This window comes from Pannonibacter sp. I15F10I1, assembly GCF_900185665.1.
GTDB lineage: Bacteria > Pseudomonadota > Alphaproteobacteria > Rhizobiales > Stappiaceae > Pannonibacter > Pannonibacter indicus.
In genome coordinates this window covers 220,314-239,681 of record NZ_FYAN01000029.1, presented here as the reverse complement: position 1 = coordinate 239,681, position 19,368 = coordinate 220,314, and the positions used below count along the sequence as shown (strand labels likewise).

Annotated in this window: 18 protein-coding genes; 11 read left to right on the top strand and 7 right to left on the bottom strand. The window is 63.3% G+C overall.

Translation table 11 applies throughout. The features are described from left to right. The first annotated feature begins 98 nt into the window (after positions 1 to 98). Together choW and choV are read left to right on the top strand one after the other, a co-directional pair. A complete protein-coding gene (choW, locus tag IF10I1_RS21940) occupies positions 99 to 959 on the top strand; it encodes a choline ABC transporter permease subunit (RefSeq protein WP_026355441.1) in 861 nt (286 codons plus the stop codon). Further along, positions 952 to 1,983 carry a choline ABC transporter ATP-binding protein gene (choV, locus tag IF10I1_RS21935; RefSeq protein WP_122519312.1) on the top strand — a complete coding sequence of 344 codons (1,032 nt, stop codon included), beginning with the start codon at positions 952 to 954 and terminating at the stop codon, positions 1,981 to 1,983. The genes choW and choV overlap by 8 nt, the downstream gene beginning before the upstream one ends. A 327-nt stretch (positions 1,984 to 2,310) precedes the next feature. Here the strand turns inward: choV and IF10I1_RS21930 are convergent, their stop codons facing one another. Continuing rightward, entirely contained in the window at positions 2,311 to 3,168 is an 858-nt protein-coding gene (locus IF10I1_RS21930) for a MurR/RpiR family transcriptional regulator (protein ID WP_186392134.1), read from the bottom strand. A gap of 184 nt (positions 3,169 to 3,352) precedes the next feature. On the opposite strand from IF10I1_RS21930, the gene IF10I1_RS21925 reads away from it, so the two are divergent. The 9 genes from IF10I1_RS21925 (at position 3,353) to IF10I1_RS21885 (ending at position 12,569) form a co-directional block, all read left to right on the top strand. Continuing rightward, positions 3,353 to 4,159 (top strand): N-formylglutamate amidohydrolase, encoded by an 807-nt coding sequence (locus IF10I1_RS21925; protein ID WP_186392133.1) that lies wholly within the window; start codon positions 3,353 to 3,355, stop codon positions 4,157 to 4,159. Beyond that, positions 4,152 to 4,748, top strand: a complete 597-nt coding sequence (locus tag IF10I1_RS21920; protein ID WP_186392132.1) for a TRAP transporter small permease subunit — start codon at positions 4,152 to 4,154, stop codon at positions 4,746 to 4,748. The genes IF10I1_RS21925 and IF10I1_RS21920 overlap by 8 nt, the downstream gene beginning before the upstream one ends. After that, entirely contained in the window at positions 4,748 to 6,085 is a 1,338-nt protein-coding gene (locus tag IF10I1_RS21915; protein WP_186392131.1) for a TRAP transporter large permease subunit, read from the top strand. The genes IF10I1_RS21920 and IF10I1_RS21915 overlap by 1 nt, the downstream gene beginning before the upstream one ends. A 214-nt stretch (positions 6,086 to 6,299) precedes the next feature. After that, positions 6,300 to 7,349: a TRAP transporter substrate-binding protein gene (dctP, locus tag IF10I1_RS21910; RefSeq protein WP_019963318.1), complete on the top strand. Its 1,050-nt coding sequence runs from the start codon at positions 6,300 to 6,302 to the stop codon at positions 7,347 to 7,349. A gap of 113 nt (positions 7,350 to 7,462) precedes the next feature. After that, positions 7,463 to 8,830 (top strand): glutamine synthetase family protein, encoded by a 1,368-nt coding sequence (locus IF10I1_RS21905; RefSeq protein WP_186424660.1) that lies wholly within the window; start codon positions 7,463 to 7,465, stop codon positions 8,828 to 8,830. 89 nt (positions 8,831 to 8,919) lie between these two features. Then, positions 8,920 to 9,309, top strand: a complete 390-nt coding sequence (locus tag IF10I1_RS21900) for a hypothetical protein (RefSeq protein WP_122519317.1) — start codon at positions 8,920 to 8,922, stop codon at positions 9,307 to 9,309. After that, entirely contained in the window at positions 9,302 to 9,718 is a 417-nt protein-coding gene (locus IF10I1_RS21895) for a type II toxin-antitoxin system VapC family toxin (RefSeq protein ID WP_019963315.1), read from the top strand. The genes IF10I1_RS21900 and IF10I1_RS21895 overlap by 8 nt, the downstream gene beginning before the upstream one ends. Before the next feature lie 37 nt (positions 9,719 to 9,755). Next, positions 9,756 to 11,144, top strand: coding sequence for an aldehyde dehydrogenase family protein (locus IF10I1_RS21890; RefSeq protein WP_186392129.1), 1,389 nt, complete (start codon positions 9,756 to 9,758; stop codon positions 11,142 to 11,144). A gap of 261 nt (positions 11,145 to 11,405) precedes the next feature. Next, a complete protein-coding gene (locus tag IF10I1_RS21885; RefSeq protein WP_186392128.1) occupies positions 11,406 to 12,569 on the top strand; it encodes an iron-containing alcohol dehydrogenase in 1,164 nt (387 codons plus the stop codon). 70 nt (positions 12,570 to 12,639) lie between these two features. On the opposite strand, the gene IF10I1_RS21880 is transcribed toward IF10I1_RS21885, so the two are convergent. From IF10I1_RS21880 to IF10I1_RS21855, 6 genes are all read right to left on the bottom strand, one after another. After that, positions 12,640 to 13,683 (bottom strand): LLM class flavin-dependent oxidoreductase, encoded by a 1,044-nt coding sequence (locus IF10I1_RS21880; protein WP_186424659.1) that lies wholly within the window; start codon positions 13,681 to 13,683, stop codon positions 12,640 to 12,642. A 3-nt stretch (positions 13,684 to 13,686) separates the two neighbouring features. After that, complete coding sequence (locus IF10I1_RS21875; protein ID WP_186392126.1) at positions 13,687 to 14,604, bottom strand: ABC transporter substrate-binding protein; 918 nt, start codon at positions 14,602 to 14,604, stop codon at positions 13,687 to 13,689. 69 nt (positions 14,605 to 14,673) lie between these two features. Beyond that, positions 14,674 to 15,609, bottom strand: a complete 936-nt coding sequence (locus IF10I1_RS21870; RefSeq protein ID WP_186392125.1) for an ABC transporter substrate-binding protein — start codon at positions 15,607 to 15,609, stop codon at positions 14,674 to 14,676. 138 nt (positions 15,610 to 15,747) lie between these two features. Next, positions 15,748 to 17,571, bottom strand: a complete 1,824-nt coding sequence (locus tag IF10I1_RS23120) for an amino acid ABC transporter permease/ATP-binding protein (protein ID WP_186392124.1) — start codon at positions 17,569 to 17,571, stop codon at positions 15,748 to 15,750. After that, positions 17,558 to 18,166: a GNAT family N-acetyltransferase gene (locus IF10I1_RS21860; RefSeq protein ID WP_019963308.1), complete on the bottom strand. Its 609-nt coding sequence runs from the start codon at positions 18,164 to 18,166 to the stop codon at positions 17,558 to 17,560. The genes IF10I1_RS23120 and IF10I1_RS21860 overlap by 14 nt, the downstream gene beginning before the upstream one ends. Next, positions 18,163 to 19,362, bottom strand: coding sequence for a M20 aminoacylase family protein (locus IF10I1_RS21855; protein ID WP_186392123.1), 1,200 nt, complete (start codon positions 19,360 to 19,362; stop codon positions 18,163 to 18,165). The genes IF10I1_RS21860 and IF10I1_RS21855 overlap by 4 nt, the downstream gene beginning before the upstream one ends. Between the last annotated feature and the right edge of the window lie 6 nt (positions 19,363 to 19,368).

The window sequence follows — 19,368 nt, the reverse complement described above, 5'->3', positions numbered from 1 at the left end:
GGCGCCCCGCCCCGGCCGGAAGGGGGTGCATATTGTCTTTTCCCGGTCTCTCTCTAGCCACCGCTGCACAGGCTGCCGGTTCATGGCCAGCCCAGGCGGTGGAGTGGCTGACCAGCCACAAGCTTCCCATAGGCCCCTGGGCAAGATCGGTGGTCGACTGGCTGACCACCAATGCCTACATGGTCTTTGATGCCATTTCCTACACAATCGAAGCCTTTATCGGCAGCCTGCTGTGGGTGCTGAAGACGCCGCATCCGCTGACGGTCGTCGCGGTCGTGACCGTTCTGGCCTATGTGGTCCGCCGCAACATCGGCTTTCCGCTGCTGGTGCTGGGCTCGCTGCTGCTGATCATCAATCAGGGCTACTGGACGGCCACGATGGATACGCTGGCGCTGGTGCTTGGCTCGACTGCAATCTGCATGGCTGTTGGCGTGCCGATTGGTGTCGTGGCTGCGCATAATCCGCGCTTCTATGCCTTCCTCCAGCCGGTGCTGGATCTGATGCAGACGATTCCGACCTTCGTCTATCTCATTCCCGCACTCATTCTCTTCGGCCTCGGCATGGTGCCGGGCCTGATTGCCACGGTGATCTTCGCGCTGCCTGCACCGATCCGCCTGACCCAGCTGGGTGTGTCCTCGACGCCCACGCAGCTGATCGAGGCGGGCGAGGCCTTCGGCACCACCCGCTGGCAGCTTTTGTGGAAGGTGGAGCTTCCCTATGCCCTGCCGCAGATCATGGCCGGGCTGACGCAGACGATCATGCTGTCCCTGTCGATGGTGGTGATTGCAGCGCTGGTGGGGGCCAACGGCCTCGGCGTGCCGACGCTGCGGGCGCTCAATTCGGTCAACATCGCCATGGGCTTCGAGGTGGGTGTGGCCATCGTTCTGGTTGCCATCGTGCTCGACCGTTTCTTCAAGGGCCGTTCGGGCAAGACCCGCAAGGGAGGCGCGAATGACTGAAGCTGCCGTTTCCTTCCGCAATGTGGATATCGTCTTCGGCTCGGACCCCAAGTCCGCCCTGCCGCTGATCGATGCGGGCCGCACCCGCACCGAAATCCAGAAAGAAACCGGCCAGACGCTGGGCGTTGCCGGTGCCACGTTCGACATCATGCCGGGCGAGGTGATCGTGCTGATGGGCCTGTCCGGCTCGGGCAAGTCCACGCTGCTGCGCGCCGTCAACGGGCTCAACCCGGTCATCCGGGGCGAGGCGCTGGTGCGGGACGAGGACGGGCTGGTCAATCCGGCCACCTGCGGCCCGGAGCGGCTGCGCCGCCTGCGCCGCAGCCGGGTGGCCATGGTGTTCCAGCAATTCGCCCTGCTGCCCTGGCGTACGGTGGCGGAGAATGTCGGCTTCGGGCTTGAGGTCGCAGGCATGCCGGTGGCCGAGCGGCGGCGCAAGGTGGCCGAACAGCTGGAGCTGGTCGGCCTTGCAGGCGTTGGCGGCAAGCAGGTGCACGAGCTGTCCGGCGGCATGCAGCAGCGCGTCGGCCTTGCCCGCGCCTTTGCCACCGATGCGCCGATCCTGCTGATGGACGAGCCCTTCTCGGCGCTGGACCCGCTGATCCGTGACCGGCTGCAGGATGAGCTGCTGGAGCTGCAGAGCAAGCTTCACCGCACCATCATCTTCGTCAGCCATGACCTCGATGAAGCGGCCAAGATCGGCTCGCGCATTGCCATCATGGAAGGCGGGAGGATCATCCAGCTCGGCACGCCACAGGAGATCGTCCGCTCTCCGGCAACGCCCTATGTGGCGGATTTCGTCGCCCACATGAACCCGCTCAACGTGCTGCGGGCGCAGGATGTGATGGTGCCGGTGGAGGCGCAGGCCGCTGCCGCAGACGACTGCTCCCGCTGCGATCTTGCCACGCCCTTGCGCGAGGTCATCGCCCTCAAGCGCCAGTCGGCAGGCCCTGTCGTCGTGCTCGACGGCGGCGTCCCCGCCGGGCTCATCCGCGAGGGGGAACTGCTGGCGGCGATGGGATGAGGGGAGGCGGCCTCTGCTGGGATGCGAGTGTCAGAGCAGTGGCATGACGGATAGCATAGGTTAGAGCTGTTAGGTTGACGCATCAGGTCCGGACATTGCCCGCACTGATGCCCTTGCTTTCTGGCTGGACGCCTCCGCCCCCCTCCCCCTCCCCACGAGGGGGAGGGGGGCTGAAACGCCTTGCTCGAATGACCAGATCGCAGTCCTTCTTCCAGTCCTCTCGCGGCCGTGACCTGCGGTGGGGCTACGGCATGGATGCCATTGTCAGGGCAATGGCATGACGGATACGGATAGTGCAGGGGAAAGGTCTCCTCCGCCACAATCGTCTCAATCCGCCGGGCGCTCCGGGTCGCGGGTGTGGCGGAGGGCTTCGAGGGCTTTCATGCGCTGCTCGCTGCGGGCCCAGTTTTCCTGCGTCACACCGGCAATCAGCGCCTCGGCGATGGCCATCAGCGCGGTGGAGGAATCCCACGGCGAGGGAACTGCAACGCGGGCAGGAAGCACGTGGGCGGCAATGCGGGCGATGGGAGACATCCAGCTGTCGGTGATCAGGCCCACGGTCACCCCCTGCCGCGCGGCGGCTTCGGCAAAGCGGATGATTTCGGCCTGATAGCGGCGGATGTCAAAGACGACCAGTACATCCTTCGGTCCCATGCCGATGAGCTGGTCCAGCCAGTTGCCCTGCTGCCCCGCCACATGCTGCACGCCGGGGCGTACGATGCGCAGATGCGCGGCCATGTAACGGGCGAGCGCATCGGTGAAGCGCCCGCCGATGATGTGAACCGTCCGTTTTTCGTCGGCGAGCAGCCGGACGAAGGCTTCAATGTCCTTTTGCGGCAGATGCAGGAATGTCTCGCGCAGGTTCTCGACCAGCTTGTCGGCAAAGGCATTGCCGCAGCCCGAGCCTGCTTCCGGCAGCGCCGGGTCGCGGGCAAGGGGTGACTTCAGCTGGTTCTCAAGCTCTGCGCGCAGCCGCTTCTGAAAATCGGCAAAGCCCGGAAAGCCAAGCCTTGCGACAAAACGCAGGATCGTCGGCGAACTGACACCGGCGGCTTCCGCGAACTGGGCGACCGTCTCCAGACCCAGCATTGGGTAATTGGCCAGCAGCGCCACCGCCGCCCGCCGTTCGGTGGTGGTGAACTCGTCCAGCCGCTCCCGGATTTCCTCGGTCAGTGCGCGTTCCATGGGCTGCTCCCGGTTCTGTCTGCCGCTTGAGAAGGCAGGTGGCACATGTTGGGCAGGTGCCTTCGTTTTGTGTTTGACACGGCTTCAAACTGTGTATCAAATCATACACAGACAGCCGGACTTCGCAAATCTGTAACAAAAAATACAAGCGCAGATCCGGCCGCCAGAGGTATCGGGAGCAGCTATGGGGCAGGCAGGGGAACCGCAGCCGGAGCACGGCACAGGTGCGGCCATTTCCATCGAGAACCGCCAGGGGCAGAGCGATTTTGTCCTGCTTGTCGATCACGCCTCCAACGTGATCCCGCCGGAGTATGGCGACCTTGGCCTCAGCGCGGAAGCCCGTGTTGCGCATATCGCCTGGGACCCCGGCGCACTGGGCACTGCGCGCGAGATGGCGCGCCTGCTGGATGCGCCGCTGATCTATCCGCTGGTGTCGCGTCTCATCATCGATTGCAACCGCCAGCATGATGCCCATGACCTGATCCCGGCCGTCAGCGAGACGACCCGCATTCCCGGCAACGAAAATCTGACGGACGAAGAAAAGCAGAAACGCATCGCACTGGCGCATGCTCCGTTCCATGCGGCGGCGGAAGCCGTGCTCGCTGAACGGGATGCCCGCGGACAGGCCAGCATCGTTGTGTCGGTGCACACCTACACCCCGGTCTACAAGGGCGTCAGCCGCCCGTGGGAAATCGGCATCATCGCTGCGGAAGACCGGCGGCTTGCCGATTTTCTGATCCGGGAACTGGAAGCCGAAGGCGGGCTGACGGTGGGCGACAACGAGCCATACTTGCCCGGCGATGGCGTCTATTACACGGTGAACCGGCATGGCGAATCCCAGGGCCGGGCCTGTGTCATGATCGAGGTGCGCAACAACGAGCTGGTGACGGCAGAGCAGGAACGGGAATGGGGCGCAAGGCTCGCCCGCATTCTGGAGGCCGCCCGTGCCCGGATTGGCCTGTCCGGCGGCAAGGGGAGCGGCAATGCCTAGAGCGGCCCTTGCCTATATCCGCTGGGTGGATGGCTTCAATCGGGGGCTTGGGCGGCTCGTCATGTACGGGCTGTTCATTCTGATGGCGATCCTGTTGTGGTCGTCCATCTCCAAGACGTTCTTCCAGCCTTCGCTCTGGACTCTGGAAGCGGCGCAATTCGCCATGGTCGCCTATTATGTTCTCGGCGGTCCCTATGCCATGCAGGCGGGCGGCAGCGTGCGGATGGATCTTTTCTATGCGGATTGGTCCCTGAAGAAGAAGGCCTGGTTCGACGCCTTCACCGTCTTCCTGCTGATCTTCTATCTCGGTGTTCTGTTCTATGGCGCCATGGGCTCTGCGGCCTATTCGCTCGGCTATTTCGGCACCCAGCCGTTCCATTTCTTTGGCGATCTGATCTACGCCTATGTCACCGGCGGCAGCGAGGCAGCCGGAAAGGTACTGGGCTTTCTGGAGCGCAGCCGCAGCGCCTGGCGGCCTGAGCTCTGGCCGATCAAATTCGTCATGTGCTTCGGTTTCCTGCTCATGCTGCTGCAGGCCTTCTCCGAGTTCCTGAAGGACGTTGCGCGCATCCGTGGGGAGAAAATCTGATGTCCTACGAGATGATCGCCATCCTGATGTTCTCCTCGATGATGCTGATGCTCCTCACCGGGCAGCGCGTCTTCGGGGCCATCGGCGGCATTGCCACCATCGCCTCGCTGGCCCTGTGGGGCACGGGCTCCTACGACATTCCCTTTGCGCAGGCCATGAAGCTGATGGCCTGGTATCCGCTGCTCACCCTGCCGATGTTCATCTTCATGGGCTATGTGCTGTCGGAATCGAAGATCGCCGAAGACCTCTACCGCATGTTCCATGTGTGGATGGGGCCGGTCAGTGGCGGCCTTGCCATCGGCACGATCCTCCTCATGGTGCTGGTCTCGGCCATGAACGGGCTCTCCGTCGCGGGCATGGCCATCGGCGCCACCATCGCCCTGCCGGAGCTGCTGCGGCGCGGCTATGACAAGCGCATGGTCACTGGCGTCATTCAGGCCGGATCGTCTCTCGGCATCCTCGTGCCGCCGTCTGTGGTGCTGGTGCTCTATGCCATGATCGCCCGCGCACCTGTGGGCCAGCTGTGGCTGGCCGGCGTCCTGCCGGGGCTGATGATGGCCGCCATGTTCATCCTCTATGTGGCGGTGCGCTGCGCCCTGCAGCCGAGGCTCGGGCCGGCGCTGCCGGTGGAAGAGCGCAACATCCCCATGGGGGAAAAGCTGCGGCTGCTCTCCGCCGGCCTTTTGCCCATCGGCATTTTCCTCGTCATGATGGTGCCCTTCGTCAAGGGCTGGACCAGCCTTGTTGAAAGCTCGGCCATCGGCGCGATTGCGGCGCTTGCCGTGGCGCTTGTCAAGCGGCGCATGACGCGGCAGATCTTCCAGTCCTGCGTGCGCCAGACGCTGCTGATCTCCTGCATGTTCATGTGGATCATCCTTGCCGCTCTCGGCTTCGGCGCCGTGTTCGACGGGCTCGGGGCGGTGAAGGCGATCGAGAGCTTCTTCACGGTGGAACTGGGGCTCAACCCCTGGACCATCCTGATCCTGATGCAGGTGTCCTTCCTCGTCATGGGCACGTTCCTGGATGACACGGCCATGCTGGTGATCGTCGCGCCGCTTTATGTGCCGCTGGTGGCCAAGCTCGACCTCGGCCTGCCGCCCGATCAGGTGCTGATCTGGTACGGCGTGCTCTACACGATCACCACGCAGATCGCCTACATGACGCCGCCCTTCGGCTACAACCTGTTCCTGATGCGCGCCATGGCGCCGCCGGAGATCAGGCTCAGCGACATTTACGCCTCCATCGTCCCCTTTGTTCTGGTGATGATCCTGGCGCTCGTTATCATCATGCTGTTTCCGCAGGTGGCGCTCTGGCTGCCGCAGCAGGTCTACGGATAGGGCGTGCGGGCAGGGTGCCCGCGTGCAGGCAAGGCAATCCGCTTCTCCCGCATTTTTGGCGCGGGGCAAGGCGGACGGGGAGGACTGAAACCGGACGGGCGCACGGGGCAATCCGCAAGGCCGTCACTTCGGGGAAGCCGGACAGGCAATAATAAGGCCGCAAAGGCAGCTGTCCGGGACACCATGATCATGACCAACAGGGGAGTTAGCAGACATGACCAGCAGACGTGAATTCCTGAAGAATGCGGGCCTTGGTGCAACGGTTGCAGCAGGCGCCACCACGCTGGCCGCTCCGGCGGTTCTCGCCCAGGCGCCGATCAAGTGGCGCCTGCAGACCTATGCCGGGCCTGCCCTTGGCGAGCATGTGATCAAGCCGGCCATCGATGCCTTCAATGCGGCGGCCAACGGCCAGATGGAAATCGAGCTGTTCTACGCCGACCAGTTGGTGCCGACCTCCGAACTGTTCCGCGCCATGCAGCGCGGCACCATCGATGCGGTGCAGTCGGACGATGACTCCATGGCCTCGCCCACCGAGGTGACCGTTTTCGGCGGCTACTTCCCCTTCGCCACGCGCTACTCGCTCGATGTGCCGGTGCTGTTCAACCAGTATGGCCTCAAGGAAATCTGGGAAGAGGAATATGCGCGCGTCGGCGTGAAGCACATTTCCGCCGGTGCCTGGGACCCGTGCCACTTCGCCACCAAGGACCCGATCAACTCCCTGGCCGATCTCAAGGGCAAGCGCATCTTCACCTTCCCGACCGCCGGCCGCTTCCTGTCGCAGTTCGGCGTCGTGCCGGTCACCCTGCCGTGGGAAGACATTCAGACGGCGGTGCAGACCGGTGAGCTTGACGGCATCGCCTGGTCCGGCATCACCGAGGATTACACCGTCGGCTGGGCGGATGTGACCAAGTACTTCCTCACCAACAACATCTCGGGCGCCTGGATCGGCCACTTCTTCGCCAACATGGACCGCTGGAACGAGCTGCCGGATCACCTGAAGATCATGCTGCAGCTCGCCATGGACTCCTCCCATCTCTACCGCCAGTGGTGGTACTGGGGCGGCGAGGCGGACCTGCGCGTCAACGGCACCAAGCTGCAGCTGACCTCCATTCCGGACGAGGAATGGGCGACGGTGGAAGCCGCTGCGGGCAAGTTCTGGGACGAGATTGCCGCCGAGTCCGAGACCAAGGCCAAGGTGGTCGAGATCATCAAGAAATACAACGCCGCCATGGCCAAGGCTGGCCGTCCGTACCGTTACGGCTGATCCGGCGCAAGGCTTGCGGCGGCGTGGAACTTCACGCCGCTGCCTGCGATCAACGGCGGCGCGGGAGGCTGCGCCGCCCGGTCACTTTCAAGAATGAACGGAACGATCTCCAGATGGCTGCCAACATGACATTCGACGCCCTGAAACAGGCCGTTCAGGAAGGTACGGTCGACACGGTTCTGGCCTGTATCATCGACATGCAGGGCCGCCTGATGGGCAAGCGCTTCCACGCGCGCCACTTCATCGACAGCGCCTATGACGAGACCCATTGCTGCAACTATCTGCTGGCAACGGATCTCGAAATGTACACGGTCGAAGGCTATGCCTCGACCAGCTGGTCGCGCGGCTATGGCGACTATGTGATGAAACCGGACCTGTCCACCATCCGCCGCCTCGGCTGGCTGGAGGGCACGGTGATGGTGCTGTGCGACGTGCAGGATCACCACACCCACGCCGGCGTGCCGCATTCGCCCCGCGCCCTGCTGAAGGGGCAGGTCGCCCGGCTGAAGGAGATGGGCTTTCAGGCGATGATGGCGACGGAGCTGGAGTTCTTCCTGTTCGAGAAGAGCTTCGACGAGATCCGCAAGTCCGGCTTCCGCGATCTGGAGCCGATCTCCGCCTATAACGAGGATTACCACATCCTCGCCACCACCAAGGAAGAGCATGTGATGCGCCCGGTGCGCAACCATCTCTACAACGCGGGCATCCCGGTGGAAAACACCAAGGGCGAGGCCGAGGCCGGGCAGGAGGAGCTGAACATCCGCTACGCGCCCGCCATGCTCTGCGCCGACTATCACACCATCGCAAAGCATGCGGTGAAGGAAATTGCCTGGCAGAAGGGCCATGGCGTCACGTTCCTGCCGAAGTGGCACAAGGACCGCACGGGCTCTTCCGCCCATATCCACCAGTCGCTGTGGACGCTGGACGGCAAGCCGGCCTTCTTCGATGCTTCGGACAGCCTCGGCATGTCGGCGCTGATGAAGCACTACATGGCGGGCCTCATCAAATATGCGGGCGACTACACTTATTTCCTGGCGCCCTATGTGAACAGCTACAAGCGCTTCCAGCGCGGCACCTTCGCACCCACCCGCACGGTCTGGTCCATCGACAACCGCACGGCTGGCTTCCGCCTCTGCGGCGAGGGCTCGAAGGGCGTGCGCGTGGAATGCCGTATTGGCGGCTCGGACCTCAACCCCTATCTGGCCCTTGCAGCCCAGATCGCAGCCGGTATTCGCGGCATCGAGGAAAAGCTGGAGCTTGCCCCGCCGATGACCGGCGACATCTATCAGGCGCAGAAGGCCAAGCAGATCCCCCGCACCCTGCGCGATGCGACGGAGACCCTGCGCAAGTCGAAGATGCTGCGCGAGGCTTTCGGGGACGGCGTTGTCGAGCATTACGCCCGCGCCGGGGAATGGGAGCAGGAAGAATTCGACCGCGTTGTCACGGATTACGAACTGGCCCGCGGGTTTGAGAGGTGCTGAAATAGGTACACTATATGCACTGTTGATGAGTGTGTTGTTTTCCCGTACGATTGTGACAGATGATGCACAGCGTGCGAAGGAGCTTGGCGATGCACAAGTATGATCCGCTTGGAACCTATTTGAAGTCCGGAAAGTTCGAGACTCTCTCGATGACCTTTTCGGAAATCGAAAGGTTGATCGACGGCAGCCTGCCGGCCTCGGCGCGCAAGCACCGGGCCTGGTGGAGCAACAACCCAAGCAACAGTGTTATTACAAAAGCATGGCTCGATGCCGGCTATGTGACGGCCAATGTGGATCTGGCGGCGGAAAGGCTGACTTTCCGCAAGGCGCATAAGGATCAAACCGTGCAGACAGTGAAGGCGGTCCGTCCGGCGGCCAGCATCTTCGGCTGCATGAAGGGAACGCTGACGGTGCTGTCGGAGGACGATCTGGTGCAGCCTGCCGACGGGGAGTGGGGGAAGGTCTACGAGGATGTCTGAGCCGCTGCTGCTCGACACATGCGCCATGATCTGGCTGTCGCAGGGGGCTCCGGTCTCTGATGCGGCGATGAAGGCCATTGGCGCGGTGGATACGGCGAAGCATCCCCTTCGCCTGTCTGTCATGTCGGCGTGGGAGCTTGGCGTGCTTGTGGCCAAGGGGCGGCTGGCATCGACCAAGCCGCCGCTACGCTGGTTTGAGGAATTTGTCGATGTGGCAGGCATTCAGGTGGAAGAGGTGACGGCGGGCATTCTGATCGCCTCCTCCTATCTGCCGGAGCCGGTCCACAACGATCCGATGGACAGAATTCTGATTGCAACAGCCCGTGAACACGATCTCACCATCGTCACACGGGATCGTGCCATCCTCGCTTATGGCGAGGCGGGCCATGTCAGGACACTTGCCTGCTGATGCGGGCACAACGGCTTTTGCCAACTGGAAGAAGAACATGACCGAAACAATCAAGCTGATATCGCCGGTCGATGGATCGGTTTACGCCGAAAGGGCTGCTGCAGACGCCACGGCGGTTGACCGGGCGGTCACGGCGGCGAAGGCAGCACAGCCGGGCTGGGCGGCAACGCCGCTGGAAACGCGCATCGGCCTGTGCCTGAAGGCGCTTGAGGCGCTTCTGGCGATGAATGAGGAAATCGTGCCGGAACTGGCCTGGCAGATGGGCCGTCCGGTGCGTTTCGGCGGCGAGAAGGGCGGCGTGGAAGAGCGCGCCCGCTACATGGCCAGCATCGCCAAGGATGCACTGGCCAATATCGTTCCGCCGGAGCGCCCCGGTTTCAAGCGCTACCTCAAGATGGAGCCGCTGGGCCTCGTCATGGTCATTGCGCCGTGGAACTATCCGTTCCTGACGGCCGGAAACACCATCTTCCCGGCACTGATGGCAGGCAATGTGGTGCTGCTGAAACACGCCGCCCAGACCCTGCTGGTGGGCGAGCGCTTTGCCGAGGCCTTCAAGAAGGCCGGGCTGCCGGAGGGCGTGTTCCAGAATATCGTCATGACCCACGAGGGCACGGAAAGGCTGCTCGGCTCCGGTCTTGTTGACCACGTCAACTTCACCGGCTCGGTTGCAGGCGGCAAGGCCATTGAGAAGGCTCTGGCCGGCACATTCGCCACCATGGGGCTGGAGCTGGGCGGCAAGGACCCGGCCTATGTCATGGCCGATGCCGACCTCGACTATGCCGTCGCCAATCTGGTGGATGGCGCCTTCTTCAACTCCGGCCAGTGCTGCTGCGGCATCGAGCGCATCTATGTGCATGAGAGCCGCTACGACGCCTTCGTGGACGGTTTTGTCGACCTGACCAAGCAGTACAAGCTCGGCAATCCGCTCGATGCGGAAACCACCATCGGCCCCATGGCGCAGACGCGCTTTGCCACCTGGGTGCGCGAGCAGACGGAAGAGGCGCTGCGCAAGGGCGCCAAGGCCCATATCGACACGTCCGCCTTCCCGATGGACAAGGCCGGAACGCCCTACCTCGCCCCGCAGGTGCTGACCAATGTCAATCACCAGATGTCGGTGATGCGCGAGGAAAGCTTCGGCCCGGTCGTCGGCATCATGAAGGTGAAGGACGATGCGGAAGCCATCCAGCTGATGAACGACAGCCCCTATGGCCTCACCGCCTCGATCTGGACGGAAGACCTCGACGCGGCCGAGCGGATCGGCGGCGAGATCGACACCGGCACCGTCTTCATGAACCGCTGCGACTATGTGGACCCCGGCCTTGTCTGGACCGGCGTGAAGGACACCGGCAAGGGCGCTGCCCTGTCGCAGGTGGGCTTCGCCAACCTGACGCGGCCCAAGTCCTTCCACCTGCGCAAGGAACACTGAACCGGATTTGCGGCGCTGGCTGGACAATGATTTGAAGGTACGCAGTGTTGCAGATGCCTTCGATCTTGCCGCAGCGCCCCTCTCCCCCCTTGAGGGGGAGATGTCTGCGTGAGCAGACAGAGGGGGGTATCAGCGCCGCAGCAGAAATGGCCTTCCGGTTGAACCGGAAGGCCGATACCCCCACTCCTAACCCCTCCCCTCAAGGGGGAGGGGGACGTTCTGCGGACTGATTTCGAGACCTTCAATCTGAAAGCCTGAACCATGACCACCGTTCCCTCTGTCAACTGGTCCTATCCGACTGCCGTGCGCTTTGGTGCTGGGCGCATCAAGGAGCTGGCCGCCGTCGTGAAGCTTGCGGGCATGAAGCGCCCGCTGCTGGTCACCGACCCCGGCCTTGCCAAGCTGCCGATGACCACAGCCATGCTCGACCTGCTCAAGGCCGATGGCATCGAGGCTGCCGTCTTCTCGGACGTGAAGCCCAACCCGGTCGACAGCAACATTTCCGCAGGCGTTGCCGCCTACAAGGCAGGCGGCCATGACGGCGTCGTCGCCGTGGGCGGCGGCTCGGGCCTTGATGCGGGCAAGCTGATTGCCTTCATGTCCGGCCAGACCCGCCCGATCTGGGACTTCGAGGATATCGGCGACTGGTACACCCGCGCCGACCCAGCCGGTATTGCTCCGATTGTTGCCGTGCCGACCACGGCTGGCACGGGCTCGGAAGTCGGCCGCGCCGGTGTGGTCACCAATGAGGAGACCCACACCAAGAAGGTGATCTTCCACCCGAAGATGCTGCCGTCTTACGTCATCTGCGATCCGGAACTGACCACCGGCATGCCGCGCATGATCACCGTCGGCACCGGTATGGACGCGCTGGCCCATTGCCTTGAGGCCCTGTGCTCGCCCTTCTATCACCCGATGTCGGAAGGCATCGCCGTGGAAGGCGCCCGTCTTGCGCTGGAAAACCTGCCGCTGGTTGCTGCCAATGGGCAGGATCTGGTGGCACGCGGCCACATGATGAGCGCCGGTGCCATGGGCGCGGTGGCCTTCCAGAAGGGCCTTGGCGCCATCCACGCCCTGTCCCATCCGGTCGGCGCGCTTTATGACACGCACCACGGCATGACCAATGCGGTCTTCATGCCCTATGTGCTGAAGTTCAACCGCTCCGCCATCGAGGCCAAGATCGAGCGTCTGGCCGGGTTCTGCGGGATCAAGGGCGGCTTCGACGGCTTCCTTGAGCATATCCTGAAGATGCGTGCCGATCTCGGCGTGCCCCACACCATCGGCGGCCTCGGTGTCGATGGCGCCAAGCGTGACCTGATCGCGGACATGGCCATCGTCGATCCGACCGCAGGCGGCAACCCGGTGGAACTCACCCGCGACGCAGCGCTTGCCATCTTCGATGCAGCCCTCTCCGGCGAGCTGTGATCTGGTTGTGAAGCAGAAGTGAACTGACGGAAGGCGCGGCCCGTGAGGGCTGCGCCTTTTGCTGTTGGGCTCAGACTGCCGGGTGTGCAGCAAGCACCGGAGCAGGCTGGCCGGGGCTGGAGGGCGCCCGCAGGTCCGGAACAATTTCTGCAAAGCGCTGCAGGATGTGCCGGTAGTCCTCGATGCCAAACTCATAAGGGAGTTCGAGCCTGAGTTCCCCGGTGATTTGCAGGACCGGGTCTTCCCGCAGCGCCTTGGCGATTTCGTCAAGCGTTCCGGCGATGTCCGGCAGGAACATGGTGCGGCGCGGCCCATTGGGCTGGCGGGTGCGCTCCAGCCGGGATGCGGCAAAGCCCTTGAATTTTTCACGCCTTTCCGGCCCGGCCCCATCCAGCGGAAGGATGACACGGCCAACTGCCACACGCCCTGTACCAGTTTGTGCGCGAGGCAGGGATTGGCGGAACGTTCCGACAAGCCTGATCTGCTCGGCCAGAAAATCCTCGCTGGCTTCCGCCGTGATGACGTTCCCGGTCAGCAGATGAAAGCCGCTGCGTCCCGCCCAGGTGGCTGACCGCTGCGACCCGGCGCCATACCAGAGCCTGTCGAGCAGAGCTGGCACATGCGGATGCAGGCGTGGAAGCTGCGGGCCGGCGGCATTTCCGGCAAGGGGCTCATTGGCCAGAACCGGGCTTGAAAGTGCATGCCGGAGCCGCTCAGCCCGGCCATATGGTTCATCGGGGGCGAAAAGCGGGGGGAGTACATCCCCTAGCAGGCTGGCGAAGGGGGCCGGACCGTCGCTGAAACCTGCGTTGAGTCTTCCGCCTGACAAAGCCTCGACGGTTGCCAGATCCTCCGCGAGGCGGAACGGGTTTTCATAGCCGAGTTGGATGACAGCCGTCCCCAGCCCAATGCGGGAGGTGCGCTGGCTGGCTGCGGCCAGAAAGGTGGCGGCCGAGGAGATGCCGCGTTCCAGATGACGCTGGCGCACCCATGCACTGTCGAAGCCCAGGTTCTCACCTTCCGTGATCAGCCTGAGCGTCTCCTCAAGCCCCGCACCGGGCGCTGCCGCGCTGAAGTTGCCGGGGGTGAGGAAGGCGAAATGATGAAAGCTCATGGCTCAATACTTCGGCAGGCCGCGAGGATTGACCTCTGAGCGAGGCAGGATCTCATCTTCAAGTCCCCAGCGGGCCAGGACCTTTGCAAGGCTGCCGTCTTCGATCGAGGCATTGAGAACCTGTGATACCGGCTCAGCCAGACCCGAGCCCTTTCTGGTGACGACAGCCACATCCGACCGTTCCGGCCAGCCTGCACTCAAGGTTCCAACTTCCCGGATGTTCCGGTCGCGGGCTGCAATGAAGATCAGGGAAGCGCGCGGTTGAACGATCACATCTGCGCGGCCAGACAGCAGCGAGAGAAGACGCGTTGCCTCTTCGTCATAGGACTGGAGATCGGCCCCGGCCAATCCGGCCTTCACGTTGATCGCGTCCCATTCCCTCAGGATGCGCTCCTGATTGGTGCCAACCCCGACGATGATGCGCAAGCCAGCGATGTCTGCCGGTTCGGTTATCGATGTAACCGGACTGTCCTGTTTGACGTAGAAGCCGTGCAGGCCCTGACGGTAGGATGAAAAGTCGTATTTCTCCTTGCGTTCCTCCGTTACACCCACATTGGAAATCACCGCGTCGTACTTGCCTGACACGATGCCCAGCGGCCAGTCCGGCCAGGCAACAGCTTCAAGCCGAAGCTCCAGTCCGAGCCCATCGGCAACAAGCTGGGCGACATCGGGCTCTGCACCAACCAGCGTTTTTGCGTCCGTCGCATAGGTGGAAAGCGGTGCCGTAGCGCCGGTGGTTGCCACGGTGAAATAGCCAGGATTGGCAAAGCTGTAACCGGCAGGGATGGCTGCGATGGCGGCCTCAACAGGCTCGCGGCGCACCTTGCCTGGTGCGTCGGGGCTGAGGTCAAACACGTCGCTGGCAAGCGCCGGTGCCACCGACAGGGTGAGCAGGGCAAGCGCATGGAAGAACTGTTTCATGATGGACTCCGTGAATTCAAATAACGGAGGCGGCTGTGGGATTCCCCGCCGCCTCCGTGCCGGGCAGCGTCAGTTCTTCTTCGGCAGGCCGGGAGGATTGGTGCGGGATTCGCTGATGGCCTCGGCCGTGTTGTTCCAGCGGGCGAGATACTTCTGATAATTGCCGTTCTTGATCTGGGCATTGACCGCTGCGGTCACGGCATCTGCGAGGCCGGAGTCCTTGCGGGTGACGACGGCGATCTCGGCCGTCAGCGGCCATCCGCCGGGAATATTGCCCACAAGGCGTGTCGTGCCCTTGAGCTGGGCTTCGAAGGCGGCCAGAACGTTGGGGCCGAGATAGGCGTCGGCGCGTCCGGACTGGAGTGTCAGTTCCCGCACGGCGTCGTCGTCGTGATACTGAACCTCTGTATCAGGCAGGCCCTTGGCCTTGTTTTCCTCGATCCAGCGCAGCAGAACCTGCTCCTGATTGGTGCCGGAGCCAACGATGATTTTCTTGCCTGCTACGTGCTCGGGTAGGGTGATCTCCTTGATGTCGCTGGCATTGGCGACCCAGAAACCAAGGTCGTCACGGCGGTAGGTCGAGAAGTCGTACTTCTCCTTGCGCTCTTCCGTGACGGTGACATTCGAGACGACGGCATCATATTTCCCGGAGACGATGCCGAGCGGCCAGTCGGCCCAGGCAACACCGACTGATTCAAGCTCCAGTCCGAGCGAGTCAGCCACAAGCTGCGCCAGATCCGGCTCGGAGCCGATCACTGTCTCGTTGTCGGTTGCGAAGGTGCCGAAGGGCAGGCGGGCAGCCGTATGGGCCACGGTCAGCTTGCCCGGCGTGACGAACTTGTAGTCCTTCGGGATCAGGGCGATCGCTTCCGGCACCTTTTCGGCGCGGATGCGCCCGGCCTGTTCCGGGCTGAGATCCGGCCCTGCCGCGAGCGCGGGAAGCTGCACGGCGAGTGACAGGCCGAGTGACAGGCCAACTGCGGTGAGAGTGAGCAGGTGTTTCATGCGTAATGCTCCATGGTTAGGTATCTAAATGCGGTGTGGCTTGGTGTTGGAGGATGCGCTCCCCCGGTCCCGGCCACCTGGGGCGGCCGGAATGCGTCATGTCCGGGGGACATGTTTTGATGCTGAAGCTGCGAGGGCTCAGAGGACCTTGGCGATGAAGTCCCGGGTGCGGGGATGCTGCGGGTCTGACAGGACCAGCGCAGGCGGCCCTTGCTCGATGATCCGCCCCTGATCCATGAAGACCACGGTGTCTGCCACTTCGCGGGCAAAGCCGATTTCGTGGGTCACGATGACAAGCGTCACACCTGATCTTGCCAGATCCTTGATGACGTCCAGCACTTCCTGCACCAGTTCCGGATCGAGTGCTGATGTCGGTTCATCAAAGAGCAGAACCTTGGGTTTCAGCGCGAGGGCGCGGGCGATGGCAACGCGCTGCTGCTGGCCGCCCGAGAGCTGCCGGGGATAGGCTCCGGCCTTGTCTGCCAGTCCGATCCGGCTGAGCAAGGCAAGCGCCAGTTCCCTCGCATCTGCCTTCGGCAGGCCCTTCACGCTGACCGGTGCCTCAATGATGTTCTCCAGCACGGTCAGATGGGGGAAGAGGTTGAAGCTCTGGAACACCATGCCCGTATCCGTGCGCTGGCGCAGGATTTCGCTCTCGGGCAGCTCGTAAAGCTTGTTGCCCTCGCGGCGGTATCCGATGTAGCGGCCATCAATCTGCACATGCCCGCTGTCCGCGCGCTCCAGATGGTTGATGGTGCGCAGCAGGGTGGACTTTCCGGAACCTGACTGGCCGATGATCGCCGTTACGCTACCCGATGGAAGTCTGAGCGAGATGTTGTTCAGAACCTTCAGCTGTCCGTAGGACTTGGAAATGTTCTCGATCAGGATTTCACCGCCTCTGGGCAGATCTGCACCCGGAAGAAGCGCGTTGCGTGTGATGGCCCGTGCGCTGACTGGTGCGATGGCCGCATTTTTGTCCGTGCCGGCAGCAGGGGCATTGATTCTGGCTGCAGCGCGGCCCTGCTGCCATTTCGTGGGCAGGACAGTTCGTACCAGACTGGTGAGCAGGTCAGGCGCGAGGGTGCGGACCGCGCCCCTGGCATAATGCCGCTCGACGTAATGCTGGATGACCGAGAGGACGGAGAGGATGATCAGATACCAGACCGTTGCCACCATCAGCAGGGGGATGACCTCGAGATTGCGGCGGTAGATGATCTGGATCGTGTAGAACAGCTCGGGGAGCGCAAGGATGTAGACCATCGACGTGCCCTTGGCGAGACCGATGATCTCGTTGAAGGCCGTCGGCAGAATGGCACGCATGGCTTGCGGCAGAACGATGCGGAAGGACTGGCGCCGCTTCGGCAGGCCAAGGGCTGCGGCTGCTTCCAGCTGCCCCTGATCAACGGACAGGATGCCGCCCCGGATCACTTCCGCCGAAAAGGCGCCCAGGTTGAGGCTGAGGCCAAGCACAGCGGCTGCGAAAGGCGTGATGAGATTGGTTGTCTGCCAGCTGTAGAAGGTGATGTCCGTGAAGGGGACGCCGAGGACGATCCGCTCGTAGAGATAGCCGATGTTGTAGAGCAGCAGCAGCAGCACAATGAGCGGCAGCGAGCGGAACAGCCAGATGAAGGACCAGCTTGTTGCCGCCAGCAGCGGCGAGGATGAGACCCGGGCAAGCGCCAGCACCGTGCCGAGTGCAAAGCCGAAGACCGACCCGAGCAGCGTGAGAAGCAGCGTTCTGCCAAGTCCGACGAGGACGGGCTCGGCGAGGAACCATTCTGCGAAGACCGGCCAGCCCCATCGAGGATTGCCCAGAATGGAATTCAGAACGGCGCCAAGAATGACAATACTCAGGGCAGTTCCCGCGATGCGCCCGTAGTTGCGGACGGGCACGACCGTCAGGCCGGCGGCGCTGCCGGTGTGAGTGTCCCGGGGGAGGGAGCCGATGTCAGTTGCGGTCATGTGAAAGTCCCTCCCTCACGGCAAGTGCGTGCTGCTGAAGCAGTGCAGCGGCTTCTTCAGGGGTAAACTCAGGTTGTTTGAAAGGGGCGGTTCCGGGTTTTCCGGCCTCGCTGCCGATGTGCTTTTCAAAGGGAAGCGAGCGGTAAAGCGCCGGATCCAGCTCAGGATCAAACAGCCGCCTGTAGCCCATGCTGACATAGAGCGCCGCCGCCTCGGGCTGTCGGAACCCCGTGGTGAGATAGATCCGTGTGTATCCCTGCCGTGCGGCCTGATCCTCCAGAGCCTGAACAATCCGCCGGGCGAGGCCCTGACGGCGCAGATCGTGGCGTGTCCAGATGCGCTTCAGTTCGGCAGTGCGCTCGTCCTTGCGCATGAATGCGCCGCCCGCGACGGTCTCGCCCTCGCGCAGCACCAGCAGAAAGTTGCCGTTTGGCGGAGTGAAAGCATCCGGCGGATAACGGTAGAGCTCCGCCCTTGCCCCTTCCGGGTTGAACACGGTGCCATAACGGCTGTCGTATTCGCGGATCAGATCCTCCACGAGGGGCAGGGCGCGTGGATGGGCTGGACTTGAGAAAATCAGCTGTTCACTGGTCATGCGTTTCCTCCTGAAAGGTAATGCCGCGACAGTTGCACCCAGAACCAGGCAGCCGGTTCGATGATGCTGTCGTTGAACTGATAGAGCGGGCTGTGCAGCGGAGCGCCGGGCCCGGTGCCGACAAACAGATAGCTGCCCGGCACCGCTTCGAGCAGGAAGGCGAAGTCCTCGCTCGCCATGCGGGGCGCAAGATCCGGCTCGACGGCTTCAGTGCCGAATAGGGCGAGTGCGAGACGGCGCGCTGCCTCCGTTTCCTGCGGATGGTTGGTGACGGCAGGAATGCCGCGCCTGTAAGACAGGACTGCTTCACCGCCGAGCCCTTCAACCACACCCCGCAGCAGGGTCTGGACCCTTTCGCCGAGGAGGTCGCGTGTCTGCGGTGTGAAGCTGCGCAGGGTCAGCTTCAGGTCCACCTCGTCAGGAATGATGTTGGAGGCAGACCCGCCATGGATCGACCCTGCCGTGACCACGGCGCTCTCCAGCGGATTGACATTGCGCGAGACGATCGACTGCAGGGCGGTGAGCGCATAGGCGCTGATGACGACCGGATCGATAGCCTCATGCGGTGCCGCCCCGTGCCCGCCGCGGCCCTTCACCGTCAGGCTTACCTGATCGACAGCCGCCATTGCCGGACCCGTGATGAAGCCGAACTGGCCCTCCGGCAGGCCTGGCCAGTTGTGCAGGCCATAGATGGCGTCGATGGGGAAACGTTCGAGCAAGCCGTCCGAGAGCATGGCTCTGGCCCCGGAAGCGGTTTCCTCCGCCGGTTGAAAGATGAGCCGCAGCGTGCCGTCGAAGCCGCGTGTGCGGGCCAGCCAGGATGCGGCAGCCAGCAGGATGGCCGTATGCCCGTCATGGCCGCAGGCATGCATGACGCCTTCGGTGCGGCTGGCATAGGACAGGCCTGTCTGCTCGTGGATTGGCAGCGCATCAAAGTCGGCCCGGAGCCCCAGTTTGCGGCTGCCGGAACCGGACACGAGCGTTCCCACGACACCGTGTCCGCCAACGCCGGTTTCCACCTCGTAGCCCCATGCCTTGAGCAGGGCGGCGATCCGGGCAGATGTGCGGACTTCGGAGCCGGACAGTTCCGGCTCCTGGTGCAGTTCCCGCCGCAGTTCGGCAAAACCGGGGACCGTTGCGGCAAAGAGGTCCCGTTCAGCCGCGGGGGCGGCTGTTCTCAAGGTCGTCAGGGTCATGTGGCT

Coding starts and splice junctions, on each gene's coding strand:
- choV (WP_122519312.1), top strand. CDS start 952: ATGACTGAAGCTGCCGTTTCCTTCCGCAATGTGGATATCGTCTTCGGC.
- IF10I1_RS21930 (WP_186392134.1), bottom strand. CDS start 3,168: ATGGAACGCGCACTGACCGAGGAAATCCGGGAGCGGCTGGACGAGTTC.
- IF10I1_RS21925 (WP_186392133.1), top strand. CDS start 3,353: ATGGGGCAGGCAGGGGAACCGCAGCCGGAGCACGGCACAGGTGCGGCC.
- IF10I1_RS21920 (WP_186392132.1), top strand. CDS start 4,152: ATGCCTAGAGCGGCCCTTGCCTATATCCGCTGGGTGGATGGCTTCAAT.
- IF10I1_RS21915 (WP_186392131.1), top strand. CDS start 4,748: ATGTCCTACGAGATGATCGCCATCCTGATGTTCTCCTCGATGATGCTG.
- dctP (WP_019963318.1), top strand. CDS start 6,300: ATGACCAGCAGACGTGAATTCCTGAAGAATGCGGGCCTTGGTGCAACG.
- IF10I1_RS21905 (WP_186424660.1), top strand. CDS start 7,463: ATGGCTGCCAACATGACATTCGACGCCCTGAAACAGGCCGTTCAGGAA.
- IF10I1_RS21900 (WP_122519317.1), top strand. CDS start 8,920: ATGCACAAGTATGATCCGCTTGGAACCTATTTGAAGTCCGGAAAGTTC.
- IF10I1_RS21895 (WP_019963315.1), top strand. CDS start 9,302: ATGTCTGAGCCGCTGCTGCTCGACACATGCGCCATGATCTGGCTGTCG.
- IF10I1_RS21890 (WP_186392129.1), top strand. CDS start 9,756: ATGACCGAAACAATCAAGCTGATATCGCCGGTCGATGGATCGGTTTAC.
- IF10I1_RS21885 (WP_186392128.1), top strand. CDS start 11,406: ATGACCACCGTTCCCTCTGTCAACTGGTCCTATCCGACTGCCGTGCGC.
- IF10I1_RS21880 (WP_186424659.1), bottom strand. CDS start 13,683: ATGAGCTTTCATCATTTCGCCTTCCTCACCCCCGGCAACTTCAGCGCG.
- IF10I1_RS21875 (WP_186392126.1), bottom strand. CDS start 14,604: ATGAAACAGTTCTTCCATGCGCTTGCCCTGCTCACCCTGTCGGTGGCA.
- IF10I1_RS21870 (WP_186392125.1), bottom strand. CDS start 15,609: ATGAAACACCTGCTCACTCTCACCGCAGTTGGCCTGTCACTCGGCCTG.
- IF10I1_RS23120 (WP_186392124.1), bottom strand. CDS start 17,571: ATGACCGCAACTGACATCGGCTCCCTCCCCCGGGACACTCACACCGGC.
- IF10I1_RS21860 (WP_019963308.1), bottom strand. CDS start 18,166: ATGACCAGTGAACAGCTGATTTTCTCAAGTCCAGCCCATCCACGCGCC.
- IF10I1_RS21855 (WP_186392123.1), bottom strand. CDS start 19,362: ATGACCCTGACGACCTTGAGAACAGCCGCCCCCGCGGCTGAACGGGAC.